This is a genomic window from Allobosea sp. LjRoot237, assembly GCF_964253285.1.
Taxonomy (GTDB): domain Bacteria; phylum Pseudomonadota; class Alphaproteobacteria; order Rhizobiales; family Beijerinckiaceae; genus Allobosea.
Window position 1 is genome coordinate 4,760,147 of sequence record NZ_CAXUQP020000001.1, and the last position, 12,844, is coordinate 4,772,990.

The following is a 12,844-nucleotide window of genomic DNA, read 5'->3' on the forward strand; positions in this document are numbered from 1 at the left end:
CCGGAACCACTCCGTCATTCCGGGGCGTTGCGAAGCAACGAGCCCGGAACCCAGAACTGATGCCCAACTCCAGAAAGCCGCTGATCGCATCGCCTCAATGAGCGAGCGCATCGGTTCTGGGTTCCGGGCTCAGGCCTTCGGCCTGCCCCGGAAAGACGCGCGGACTACCGCTCGATCCGGGTCGAGAGGATGATCGACGACATGGTGCGCTCGACGCCCTCGAGCGCGCCGATCCTATCGATCAGCCCGTCGAGCTCACCGATCGAGGGCGCGACCACCACGGCGATCATGTCGAACTGGCCACTGACCGAGTGCAGCGTCCTGATCTCGGGGATCCGGCGCAGTTCGGCCTCGACCCGGGCCGCGAGCTTCGGCAGGGCGGTGATCAGCACATGTGCCTTGACCTGGCCCTTCTCGTAATCCTCCGAGAGGCGCGCCGTGTAGCCGGCGATGACGCTGCGGCGCTCGAGCCGCTCGATCCGGCTCTGCACGGTGGTGCGCGACAGGCCGAGCTTGCGGCCGAGCTCGGCCACCGGCGCGCGAGCGTTCTCGGTTAGCAGGGTCAGAAGCTGGCGGTCAGTCTGGTCGATCGACATAACGCCGATACCTTACGGCGTTTCGCTGAAAAATCCCATATGAATCGTCGTGTCGCCGGCTTCTATCCGACGAAGCCTTCGGTGAAGCTGTTCTCCAGAAACAGATTCATCGGGGGAACCATGAAAACCGTGGTCGTCATCGGCGCCGGCAAGATCGGCGCAACCATCGCGGACCTGCTCGGCACCACAGGGGATTACCGGGTGGTGATCGCCGACCGTTCCAATGAGCAGCTCGCCGCGATCAAGACCAGCCCGACGATCTCGACGCGCCGGGTCGACATCACCGACGCGGCCGAGCTCGCCCAGGTCCTGAACGGCGCCTTCGCCGTCCTCTCGGCCGCGCCCTACGATCTGACGACGCGCATCGCCGAGGCAGCCGCGGCGCAGGGCGTGCACTATCTCGACCTGACCGAGGACGTCGCCTCGACCCGCCGCGTCAAGGAACTGGCGCTCACCGCCAAAGCGGCACTGATCCCGCAATGCGGGCTGGCGCCCGGCTTCATCTCGATCGTCGCCGCCGACCTCGCCCGCGATTTCGACCAGCTGGACAGCCTCAAGCTCAGGGTGGGCGCGCTGCCGCAGTACCCGTCCAATGCTCTGAATTACAACCTGACCTGGAGCACGGACGGGGTCATCAACGAGTATTGCGAGCCCTGCGAGGCGATCGTCAGCGGCGAACGCGTGCTGGTACCGGCGATGGAAGAGCGCGAGGAGTTCTCGCTCGACGGCATCACCTACGAGGCTTTCAACACCTCGGGCGGGCTTGGCACGCTCTGCGACACGCTCGCCGGCAAGGTCCGCACGCTGAACTACCGGACGATCCGCTACCCCGGCCACTGCGCGATCATGAAGGCTCTGCTGCAGGATCTGCGCTTGTCCGAGCGGCGCGACGTGCTGAAGGACATCTTCGAGAACGCCCTGCCGAGCACGCTGCAGGACGTGGTCGTGATCTTCGTCACCGCCAGCGGGCGGCTGAACGGGCGGCTGACCCAGCAGACCTATGCCAACAAGGTCTACAGCGCCGTTGTCGGTGGCGTGATGCGCAGCGCCATCCAGATCACCACGGCGTCCGGCATCTGCGCCGTGCTCGACCTGCTCGCCCAGGGCAAACTGCCGCAAAGGGGCTTCGTCAAGCAGGAGGATATCGGCTTCGATGCCTTCCTCGCCAACCGCTTCGGCCGCGCTTATGCCCGGCCCGAGGATCTCGGTAACGCGCCCGGCGAGAGTCACGCGGCCCGCGCCGCCTGATCTCGCGCCAAGCATAATCCTCCCCTGCCCGCAAGCGGGCGAACGCAAGGGGTGCATGAGCGGGTGCGGGCTGGCAGTGGCCCGCTCCCGCGCTAGAACAAGAAAAATGGTTCCATAGGGAACGTTTCCGGGGGAACGACCGAACGATGGCCAGACGCGTCCTGATCGCGGAATTCATGCATGAGACGAACACGTTCAGTGTTCAGCTCACCGATGAGGCGGTGTTCCGCCATCACGGCGTCTTTCGCGACAACGAGGTGCCGGCTGCCTTCCAGGGCACGCGAACCTCGATGGGTGCGGCCTTCGAGGCGGCCGAGAAATTCGGCTGGAGCCTGGTTCATCCGCTGGTCACCGGCGCCAACCCATCCGGCCGCGTCACCGACGCCGCCTTCGACGTCTTCGCTAACATGATCCTTGCCGCCTGCGACCGGCTCGACGGCGTGCTGCTGCACCTGCACGGCGCCATGGCGACGGAAAGCTCCGATGACGGCGAAGGCGAATTGCTGAAGCGCATCCGCGCCAAGGTCGGAGAGGGCGTGCCGGTCGTCGCGGTGCTCGACCTGCACGCGACATTGACCCAGCTCATGGCCGACAACGCCAATGCGCTGATCTCCTACCGAACCTATCCGCATATCGACCAGTACGAGCGGACCTGGCAGGCGGCGGAGCTGCTCGAGCGGGCGATGAAGGGCGAGATCAGGCCGCGCGTCGCGGTGGCGCGCCGGCCGATCCTCTACGCCCTCGATGGCGGGCGCACGACCTCGCCGCCGTTCATGGAGCTATTGCGTCGCGGCGACGTGCTGGAAGCGGCGGGCGATGCGCTCGTGGTCAGCGTCCAGGCCGGCTTCTCCTCGGCCGATGTGCACGATATCGGCCCCTCCATCGCCGTCACCCATGACGATCGCGGCAAGGCGCAGGCCATCGCCGAGGAGCTGATGGACTATGCCTGGGAGCAGCGGCACTTCTCCTCGATCCACTTCACCCCGCTGAAGGAGGCGATGGCCAGGGCCAAGGCGGGTGAAGGCACGCTCGGGCCCGAAGCCGGCGGCAAGCCGCTGGTGATCTCGGACTATTCCGACAATCCCGGCTCCGGCGCCTATGGCGATGCGACCAACCTGCTGCGCGCCGTACTCGACGCCGGCCTGAAGAATGTCGGCTTCCATGCGATCCGTGATCCCGAGGCGGCGCTCGCGGCGCAGGCCACCGGCGTCGGCAACCGCGTCAAGCTGAAGCTCGGCGGCAAGGTCGACCCCAACACGGGCGGCGGTCCACTCGAGCTCGACGCCCATGTCGTGGCGCTGACCGACGGGCATTTCATCTGCTACGGGCCGATGGCCGGCGGCGTCTGGCGCAATTACGGGCTCTCAGCCCTGCTGCGGGTCGACGATGTCGAGATCATCGTCATCACCCATAACGGCCAGGCGACCGATCTTGCCCAGTTCACCTCGCTCGGTGTTGATCCCACACGGAAGTCGACTGTCATCGTCAAGTCGATGCAGCATTTCCGCGCCGCCTTCGAGCCGATCGCGCGCGAGGTGATCGAGGTCGACACCGGTGCGCTTTCGACGAAGAACTTCAAGGAGCGGCCTTACGAGAAGGTGCGCCGCCCGATCTTCCCGCTCGACGATATCTGAGCAAGGCTGACGCAGACAAGACGACCGGCCGCCAAGCGCCGGCGGCGACAAGATGAAAGAGGATGACCATGGTTGGGACGACGGAGCTGAGCGTATGAGCGTCAAGGCCGATATCGTGCTGCGCGGCGGGCCGATCTGGTGCGGCCGCGAGGAGGGCGTGGTCGAGGCGCTGGCGCTATGGGGCGACAAAGTGCTTGCCGCCGGCAAGGATGCAGAGATCGCCGAGCTGGTCGGACCATCGACCCGCGTCATCGACCTCGCCGGCCGGCTGGCGACGCCGGGCCTGAACGATTCCCATCTGCATTTGATCTCGGTCGGCCTGACCATGGACTGGGTCGACGCCCGTCCCGCCGCGGCGCCGACGCTGGAAGCGCTGCTCGGCCAGATCGCGGCCCGCGCGGCGCAGTCGAAACCCGGCGAGTGGGTGCTGGCGCGCGGCTATGACCAGACCAAGCTCGACACTGGTCGGCACCCGTTCCGCGAGGAGCTCGACCGCGCCTCCCCGAACAACCCGGTGATGCTGGTCCGGACCTGCGGCCATATCTCGATCTGCAATTCGAAGGCGCTGGCGCTCGGCGGCATCGACGAGACTTCGCCGACCCCACCGGGCGGGCTGATCGAGCAGCAGAACGGCCGGCTCACCGGCATGCTGGCGGAGAACGCCCGCGCCCCGGTCAAGGCCGCGATTCCGGCCCCGAACCAGGAGCAGCTCGTCACCGCGATCGAGCGCGGCGGGCAATATCTGCTCTCGCTCGGGATCACCAGCTGCATGGATGCGGCGGTCGGGATGGTCACCGGCTTCAATGAAATCGCGGCCTACCACCTGGCCAAGCGCGAGGGCCGTTTGCCGGTGCGCACCTGGCTCGCCCTGCTCGGCGACGAGGGCCGCTCGATCGTGCCGCAGTGCCATGATGCGGGGCTGATCTCCGGCACCGGCGACGAGATGCTGATGATCGGGGCGGTCAAGATCTTCTTGGACGGCTCGGCCGGCGGCCGCACCGCCTGGATGAACGAGCCCTATCTCGGCGAGGACAAGACCATCGGCGTGCAGATGCTCTCGAACGAGGATCTGGAACGGCAGGTGCTGGACGCCCATGCCAGGGGCTATCAGCTCGCTTGCCACGCCATCGGCGACGCGGCGATCGAGCAGTTGATCACCGCCTATGAGAAGGCGCTGGCGGCCTATCCCGATCCCGACCGGCGCCACCGCATCGAGCATTGCGGCTTCTCGACGCCGCAGCAGCACGAGCGCATGGTCAAGGCCGGAATCTATCCCTGCCCGCAGCAGGTCTTCATCCACGATTTCGGCGACGCCTACGTCAAGGTGCTGGGCGAGGAGCGGGCACTGCCGAGCTATCCGTTCCGGACCTGGTTCGACCTTGGCCTGAAGCCGGCGACCGGCAGCGACGCGCCGGTCTGCGATCCCGATCCGTTCCCGAACTTCCACACCATGCTGACGCGTCGGACCTGGCGCGGCACGGTGATGGATGAACGCCAGCGCGTCTCGATCGAGGAGGCGCTGCAGGCCTACACCGAATACGGCGCCTTCTCGCAGAAGCAGGAGGCGGTGAAGGGCAAGCTCGTGCCCGGCTTCCTCGCCGACGTCGCCGTGTTCTCGCGCGACCTGCTCTCGGCCGCGCCGGAAGATATCCTCAGGGATACGCGCTGCGATCTCACCATTCGCGGCGGCAAGGTCGTGTACGAGCGTTCGGGCGCCGCGTGAACGACGCGGTGCACAATGGAAACAAGAAGACAGGGCGTGAAAGCCCGCTAAAGTCTCAGATGGAACGAATACCGGCGCCGGCCGACGGCGCTGATCTTGAAAAGTTCACCAACAAAAAATTGGGAGGTTTCGACGTGTTGAAAAAGCTTGCCTTCACGACCGCGCTGACATTCGCGGCCTTCACGCTGCAGGCGCAGGCCCAGGAGCCGCGCCGCGGCGGCACCATCCGCTTCACCGCGCCTTACGGCGCGTCCTTCGTCAGCAATGACAGCCATGTCTCGAACCAGATCCAGGACGAGATCTACGGCTATGCGCTGCACGGCATGCTCTACAAATGGGACGCCAAGAACGGCAAACCGGTGCTCGACATCGCCGAGAGCGTCCAGGTCTCGGCCGACGGCAAGACCTATACCTATAAGCTGCGCGACAATGCGCTCTTCCACAACGGCCGCAAGCTGACCGCCGACGACGTCATCTGGTCCTACACCCGCATCATGGACGGTTCGAAGAACTATCCGGGCGCGCGCTATGTCGCCCGTATCGTCGGCGCGACCGACGTGCAGAAGGGCCAGGCCAAGGAGATCTCCGGCCTGAAGAAGATCGACGATTCCAGCTTCTCGATGACGCTGACCGACAAGGCCGATCCCGGCTACTTCCTGTTCCAGGCGCAGACCGCGATCCTGCCGGCCAAGGAAGCGCAGGCAGCGGGCTTCTTCGACAAGCCGATCGGCCTCGGGCCGTTCAAGTTCGTCGAGCATGTGCCGGGATCGCGCATGGCCTTCGAGCGCTGGGACAAATACTTCCTGGCCGGCAAGCCCTATGCCGACAAGCTCGTGATCTCGCCGATGGGCGAAGCGGCGGCGCGTGACGTCGCCTTCCGCAACAAGGAGGTCGACGTCTCGATCCTGGGCTCGACCCAGTACGTCGCCTACAAGGCCGACCCCAACCTGTCGAAGGGCATTCTCGAGGTCGCCGAGGTCTTCACCCGCAATATGGGCATGAACCCGACCTTCAAGCCCTTCTCGGACAAGCGGGTGCGCCAGGCGATCAACCACGCCATCGACAGCGAGCTGATCATCAAGCGCCTGGTTCGCGACAAGGCCTATCGCGCATCGAGCTGGCTGCCGCTGTCCTCGCCGGCCTTCGACAAGGACGCCAAGCCCTACGCCTTCGACCCGGAGAAGGCCAAGAAGCTCCTGGTCGAGGCCGGCTATCCCGATGGCTTCGAGTTCGAGTGGACCGCGACGCCGAACGAAAGCTGGGGCGTTCCGATCGTCGAGGCGACGATCCCGATGCTCGCCAAGGTCGGCATCAAGGTGAAGGTCAAGCCGGTCGAGACCTCGGCGCTCGGCGGCGTCGTCGTGGGCGGCGACTTCCAGGCCTATATCTGGTCGAACACCTCCGGCCCGGACACGCTGACGGCGCTGAAGTGCTTCCACTCCTCGACGCCGCGCTCGTCCTGCAACTACACCACCTTCAAGAACGCAGGCTACGACAAGCTGATCGACGACGCCTCGAACGAAGCCGATCCGGCCAAGCAGCTCGACCTCTTGAAGAAGGCCAATGCCCTGCTGCAGGAAGAAGCACCGGTCTGGTTCTTCAACTACAACAAGGCAGTGCTGGCCTATCAGCCTTGGCTGCACGGGCTCCAGCCGAACTCGACCGAACTCGCGCTGCAGCGCTACGAGGACCTCTGGGTCGACACCACCTCGCCCGCGGCGAAGTAGGCGAGACGCAAACCTCGCCGTCCGGCTCACTGGCCCGGACGGCGAAAACAGCTCCGTCATTCCGGACAAGCCGCGTCAGCGGCGCCGATCCGGAATCCATCATAAAGCTCGGCGCTCTACGATGGATTCCGGGGCAAGCCCGGAATGACGGATCAGGTTTCCCTCTGTCAGCGTGTGCGAGCCAGGTTGATCTCCACAGTTCTGCCCTGCTGGATTTGATTGACGAGCGCCTGCGCGGCCGCAGTCAGGAGCCATTGTCATGTTGCCTTATGTCTTTCGCCGTCTCCTGCAGGCCATCCCGATCCTGCTGGCGGTCGCGGCGCTGATCTTCGTGCTGTTCAGCGTCATTCCCGGCAGTTTCGCCACCAGCCAGATGGCCGACGGGCGCAGCAATATCGACGCTGCGACGATCGCGCGGATGAACGAGCAGTTCGGGCTCAACGATTCGCTGCCGCTGCGCTTCGCCAAATATGTCGGCGGGCTCGCGACCTTCGATCTCGGCGATTCCTTCCGCACCCGCCAGCCCGTCACCAACCTGATCGGCGAGCGGCTCTGGCCGAGCCTGCAGCTTGCGCTCGCGGCGATGCTCTTCGCGATCGTCATCGGCGTCCCGCTCGGATTTCTGGCGGCGCTGAAGCCGGGGAGCTGGGTCGACATGTTCTCGATGGTCTTCGCCGTCTCGGGCCTGTCGCTACCGATGTTCTGGCTCGGCCTGCTCCTGATGTACTTCTTCGCGCTGACGCTGAACTGGTTCCCGAGCTTCGGCTATGGCGACGGCGATCCGCGCTACATCGTGCTGCCGGCGATCGCGCTCGGCGTCTCGCCGCTAGCCCTTCTGGCCCGCACCTCCCGCGCCGCCGTGCTCGAGATCCTGCATGCCGACTTTGTCCGAACGGCCCGTGCCAAGGGCGCGAATGCCTACCGGGTGATGCGCTGGCATGTCGCCCGCAATGCGCTCGTCATCGTGCTGACCACGCTCGGCCTGCAGTTCGGCTCGGTCCTCGGCCAGGCGGTGGTGGTCGAGAAGCTGTTCGCCTGGCCCGGCCTCGGCTCGCTGCTGGTCGACAGCGTCACCTGGCGCGACATCCCGGCGGTGCAGGGCTGCATCCTGACGATCGTGCTCTTCTTCCTCGTCGTGAACATCGCCGTCGACGTGCTCTGCGCCGTCGTCGATCCGCGCATCAAGTACAGCTAGGCCGCCCTGATGAAGTTCCGTGCCAACCTCTGGATCGGCGCCACCTGCTTTGCGCTCGTCGTCGCCGGCGGCGTCTTCGCGCCCTGGCTCGCCCATACCGACCCGGTCATGGACGCCAACCTGATGAACGCCGAAGTCCCACCGGGCTCCGAATTCTGGTTCGGCACCGATGCGCAGGGCCGCGACATCTACAGCCGTGTGCTCCATGGCGCGCGCATTTCACTGACGGTCGGCATCGTCTCGCAATTGATCAACACGCTGATCGGCGTCGCGCTCGGCCTCTCCGCCGGCTATTGGGGCGGCTGGTGGGACGACTTCGTCAACGGCCTCACCAACATGATGCTCGCCATCCCATCGCTGATCTTCGCGCTGGCGATCATGGCCATCCTGCAGCCCGGCCTGACCAGCCTGCTGATCGCGCTCGGCCTGACCAACTGGTCCTTCACCTGCCGGCTGACGCGGGCGGCGACGCTCTCGGTCAAGCAGCTCGGCTATGTCGAGGCGGCCCGCTCGCTCGGCTACGGCACCTTCCGGATCATGTTCACCCAGATCCTGCCGAACATCGCCGGCCCGATCATCGTGATCGGCACGCTCGGCATGGGCGGCGCAGTGCTCGCCGAAGCCTCGCTCTCCTTTCTCGGCCTCGGCATCCGCCCGCCCTTCCCGAGCTGGGGCTCGATGCTGTCGGATGCGCGCGACCAGATTTCGACCGCGCCGTGGATCTCGATCTTCCCGGGCCTCGCCATCTTCCTGACCGTGCTCGGCCTCAACCTGCTCGGCGACGGCCTGCGCGACATCCTCGACCCGCATTCGCAGACCCGCAAGGCCTGAGCTCCCCCTTCACGAAAGGCCACGCCTTTGACGACCACCGACCTCGACGACGGCCCGCTCGAAACCGTCCGCTTCATCGGGCTGAGGCCCGGCCCGAAACTGATCGTGACCGGTGCCGTCCACGGCAACGAGCCCTGTGGGCCGACCGCGATCCGCCGTGCCATCGAGGATTGCCGCAGCGGCCGGATCAAGATCCTTCGCGGCGAGGTCACCTTCCTGCCCGTCACCAATCCCAAGGCCTTCCGCCAGAAGACACGCGAGGGCGACCGCAACTTCAACCGCGACCTGCGCGAGCGTCCGCTCGCAGGCGACTACGAGGACCGGATCGGCAATCCGGTCTGCGCGCTGCTGCGCCAGCACGATGCGCTGCTCGACATCCACTCCTTCCGGCAGGAGGGCGAGCCCTTCGTCTTCTTCGGCCCCTCCAACAATCGCGGCAAGCTCGAACCCTTCGCCCGGGCGGAGGAGGAGATGGCGCTCGCCTCCTGCCTCGGCGTGTCCACCGCGATCCATGGCTGGCTCGACAACTACGCCCGGCTGCTCGATACCCGCGCGCGCCTGCCGGTGCCGAAGCTCAATGTCACCGAAGGCTATGGCACCACCGAGTTCATGCGCTTTAGCGGCGGCTATGCGGTGACGCTGGAATGCGGTACGCATGACGATCCCAAGGCCGCCGATATCGGCTATGCTGCGATCCGCAACACGCTGGCGCAATTGCAGCTGGTCGACGCGCCCCTGCCCCCGGCCGCGCTCAGTGACGTGATCGAGATGGTCGAGGTGCTGCTCTGCGAGGCGGAAGGCGATCGCGCCGAAACCGGCTGGCGCACCGGTGATACGGTCAAGGCCGGCGCCACCCTCGCCCATCGCGCCGACGGTTCGAAGGTGACCGCACCTCGAGACGGCTACATCATCTTCCCGAATACCGCGCCCAAGCTCGGCGAGGCGATCTGCCATTTCGGCATCGCCAGCAGCCGGCGCGTCGCGGCGCCGTAGGTCGCAGCGCCCGGCCCTGTCAGATGATCAGAAGATCTTCATGCGTGCCGAGAGCATGAAGGTCGTCAGTGCGCCTGGCATGTTGTAGCCTTCGGTCGTGCCCAGCGCCGAGACGAAGTAGCGCCGGTTGAGGACGTTCTGCACGGTGGCAGTCACGTCCCAGCGCTCGTTGCGCCAGCCGGCGCCGAGATCGAAGGTCATATAGCCTGGCAGCCGGGTGATGTTGTACTGCGAGGCGAAGCGCTCGCTCTCGGCATGGACGCCGGCTGCGACGTAGAATCCCTTCGGCAATTCGCGCTTGATCCAGAGATGGGCGCTGTGCTGCGGCAGCAGTGCTGGCCGGTTGCCGTTGACCGGCAGGCCGGTCGGGCCGCGATCGCCCAAATTCCTGATCTCGCCGTCGAGATAGGTGTAGCCGCCGGTGACCGACCAGTTCGGCAGGATTTCGCCGGCGACCGAGAGCTGGAGGCCGCGTACCCGCTGCGTGCCGATATCGATCGCCACGGTCGGGTTCGACGGGTCAGAGCCCTGGACATGGTTCTGTTCCACGTCGAAGAGGGCGAGCGAGATATTGGCCTTGTCGTTGAGGTCGTATTTGGCGCCGACCTCATAGCCCGTCGTCCGTTGTGGCGAAGAGGCGTCGGCGCCGCGGCGGAAGGCGACGAAATCCGCCAACGGCTGGAAGGACTGGCTGTAGGAGGCGTAGAGCGAGAGCTGCTGCCAGGGCTGGTAGACCAGGCCTGCGCGCGGGCTGAAGGTCCGGTCGGTGCGCTCCAGGTCGATGTTGCTCGCAGTCTTGTCGTTGCGCTTCTGGCTGATCCAATCGAGGCGGCCGCCGAGCATCAGCTTGAGCTGCGGGGTCAGCTCGACCAGATCCTGGACATAGAGGCCGACGGTGCGGAACTCATTGCGGGCATTGGTCCCCGGCAAGGTCGCTGGCGAGATCGTCTGAAACGGCACGAGCTGCGGCGCGAACAGCGAATAGGTCGCGACGCGATTCAGGCCGAAATTCTGCTCGCGCTTGTCCTGGCCGTTGACTTCGACGCCGTAGAGCAGCGTGTGGTTCAGGCCGAGAATGGTCGTCTTTTGCGTCAACTCGTTCTGCCAGGTGGCGCCGGTCTCGCGGCGAGTGCGATGCGCCAGATCGAGCGTGATCATGGGATTCGCGCCGGCAGTCGGCGTGCTCCAGGTCACATAGTTCCGGTCGAGCGCGAAGTCGTAGAAGCGGAAGCCGCTGCGCCAGGACAGGCTGTCGTTGAAGCGATGGTCGAAGGTGAGCGTGACGCCGCCGACATCGAAGGTGTTCTTGGTCTGCTTGTCGCCGATCGCCGAACCGTAGAGGGTTGAACGCGATACGCGGACCGGCTTGCCGTTGAGGGACGGGATTCCGAGATCGGCAAGCCGATCATCGTGCAGATAGTCGCCCTGGATCGTCAGCTTGCTGTCCGGCGTGAGGTTCAGTAGCAGCGATGGCGCCACGGCCTGCCGTTGCAGGAAGAACTGCTTGCGGAAGCTCTCCGAATCCTCGACCGCGCCGGTCAGCCGAAAACGGGCGAAGTCATTGGCGCTCTTCGTACCAAAATCGAACTCGGTGCGGCGCTGCCCACCCGAGCCGAGCGTCAGGCCGATCGTATTGACCGGCTCGGCCTGGGGCTTCTTGGTGATGCGATTGATCAGGCCGCCGGGCGAGCCGCGGCCATAAAGCACGGAAGCCGGCCCTTCCAGAATCTCGACCCGCTCGATGTTCGAGAGGTCGCGATAGTAGTAGGCATCGTCCCGCAATCCGTCGACGTACTGATCGGCCAACGCCGAGAAGCCGCGGATGCGGACTTCGTCGCGCTGACCGTCGCCGACCGCGACACTGACGCCGGGCGTGTAGCGCAGGGCGTCCTGCAGGCTCACCGCATTCTGCTCGTCGAGCTGCTGACGGGGCACAGCATAGACCGTTTGCGGTATGTCGCGGGCCAGGATCGGCACCTTAGCGCCCGTCGTCACAACAGGCGCGTAATAGCCGATGGCCGCATCGCCCTCGCCCCGGACCTCGATCGTACCAAGCTCGATCGCGTCCCCCGCCGCGCGAGCGACGCGCCGCTCAGTCTCGACCGGTTGCTGAGCGATGGCTCCGGCGGACTCGAGGGCGAGCGACCCTACCGAGGCCAGCAGCGTGGCGGCCAGACGAAGGCGATACATTGTCATTATTTCAGTCTTCTACGCAAATCGGAGAGGCGACGCTCATCGCTCCGATCGATACGGACAGTCAACAGCCGAATTCTCTAGCACCACAAGTATTTCTCTAGTCAAATTCTAAACTAACAACGCCTCACGCAGCCCCGTGCCCTGCGCTATCGATCGACCATGGCGCAAATCCATTTGAAACGGTGCGCAGACTGCGCGAAGAGCCGACAGCTCGATCATCCGCCGACCGAAAACCCGCAGGGGAGTCTCCATGTCCCGCCTCGTCTACGTCCTGAACGGCCCGAACCTGAACCTGCTCGGCAAGCGCCAGCCGCACATTTACGGCTCGGAGACCTTGGCCGATGTCGAGGATGCCTGCCGGGCGCTGGGCAAGGAGCTCGACCTCGAAATCCGCTTCCACCAGTCGAACCGCGAATACGAGATCATCGACTGGATCCACGAAGCGCGAGAGACTGCGGCCGGTATCGTCATCAACCCTGGCGCCTTCACCCACACCTCGGTCGCGATCCTCGACGCGCTCAACGCCTTCGACGGCACGGTGATCGAGTGCCACATCTCGAACGTGCACAAGCGCGAGAGCTTCCGGCACCATTCCTATGTCTCGCTGCGCGCCGACGGCGTCATCGCCGGCTTCGGCACGCAGGGCTACCTGCTCTCGCTGCGTCGCGTCGCCAAGCTCGCCGACGAGAAGAAGGTCTGAA

The 12,844-nt window shown here is 65.4% G+C and carries 10 protein-coding genes; 8 read left to right on the plus strand and 2 right to left on the minus strand.

From position 1 onward, the window contains the following. Nucleotides 1–164: 164 nt before the first annotated feature. Complete coding sequence (locus ACSQ24_RS23235; protein WP_436096974.1) at nucleotides 165–596, minus strand: Lrp/AsnC family transcriptional regulator; 432 nt, start codon at nucleotides 594–596, stop codon at nucleotides 165–167. Nucleotides 597–716: 120 nt separating this feature from the next. On the opposite strand from ACSQ24_RS23235, the gene ACSQ24_RS23240 reads away from it, so the two are divergent. From ACSQ24_RS23240 to ACSQ24_RS23270, 7 genes are all read left to right on the plus strand, one after another. Further along, nucleotides 717–1,844: a saccharopine dehydrogenase C-terminal domain-containing protein gene (locus tag ACSQ24_RS23240; protein ID WP_436096975.1), complete on the plus strand. Its 1,128-nt coding sequence runs from the start codon at nucleotides 717–719 to the stop codon at nucleotides 1,842–1,844. A 146-nt stretch (nucleotides 1,845–1,990) separates the two neighbouring features. Continuing rightward, nucleotides 1,991–3,478: a M81 family metallopeptidase gene (locus ACSQ24_RS23245; RefSeq protein WP_436096976.1), complete on the plus strand. Its 1,488-nt coding sequence runs from the start codon at nucleotides 1,991–1,993 to the stop codon at nucleotides 3,476–3,478. Nucleotides 3,479–3,572: 94 nt separating this feature from the next. Further along, entirely contained in the window at nucleotides 3,573–5,201 is a 1,629-nt protein-coding gene (locus ACSQ24_RS23250) for an amidohydrolase (RefSeq protein ID WP_436096977.1), read from the plus strand. A gap of 137 nt (nucleotides 5,202–5,338) precedes the next feature. After that, nucleotides 5,339–6,928 carry an ABC transporter substrate-binding protein gene (locus tag ACSQ24_RS23255; protein WP_436097954.1) on the plus strand — a complete coding sequence of 530 codons (1,590 nt, stop codon included), beginning with the start codon at nucleotides 5,339–5,341 and terminating at the stop codon, nucleotides 6,926–6,928. Between the two features lie 259 nt (nucleotides 6,929–7,187). Then, a complete protein-coding gene (locus tag ACSQ24_RS23260; RefSeq protein ID WP_436096978.1) occupies nucleotides 7,188–8,123 on the plus strand; it encodes an ABC transporter permease in 936 nt (311 codons plus the stop codon). 9 nt (nucleotides 8,124–8,132) lie between these two features. Continuing rightward, complete coding sequence (locus ACSQ24_RS23265) at nucleotides 8,133–8,954, plus strand: ABC transporter permease (RefSeq protein ID WP_436096979.1); 822 nt, start codon at nucleotides 8,133–8,135, stop codon at nucleotides 8,952–8,954. A 27-nt stretch (nucleotides 8,955–8,981) separates the two neighbouring features. Continuing rightward, nucleotides 8,982–9,947, plus strand: coding sequence for a succinylglutamate desuccinylase/aspartoacylase family protein (locus ACSQ24_RS23270; protein WP_436096980.1), 966 nt, complete (start codon nucleotides 8,982–8,984; stop codon nucleotides 9,945–9,947). Between the two features lie 27 nt (nucleotides 9,948–9,974). Here ACSQ24_RS23270 and ACSQ24_RS23275 read toward each other — a convergent pair whose 3' ends face one another. Next, nucleotides 9,975–12,137 (minus strand): TonB-dependent receptor, encoded by a 2,163-nt coding sequence (locus ACSQ24_RS23275; RefSeq protein ID WP_436096981.1) that lies wholly within the window; start codon nucleotides 12,135–12,137, stop codon nucleotides 9,975–9,977. A gap of 256 nt (nucleotides 12,138–12,393) precedes the next feature. Here ACSQ24_RS23275 and aroQ point away from each other — a divergent pair, with 256 nt between their 5' ends. Continuing rightward, nucleotides 12,394–12,843, plus strand: coding sequence for a type II 3-dehydroquinate dehydratase (gene aroQ, locus ACSQ24_RS23280; protein ID WP_436096982.1), 450 nt, complete (start codon nucleotides 12,394–12,396; stop codon nucleotides 12,841–12,843). Nucleotide 12,844: the final 1 nt, after the last annotated feature.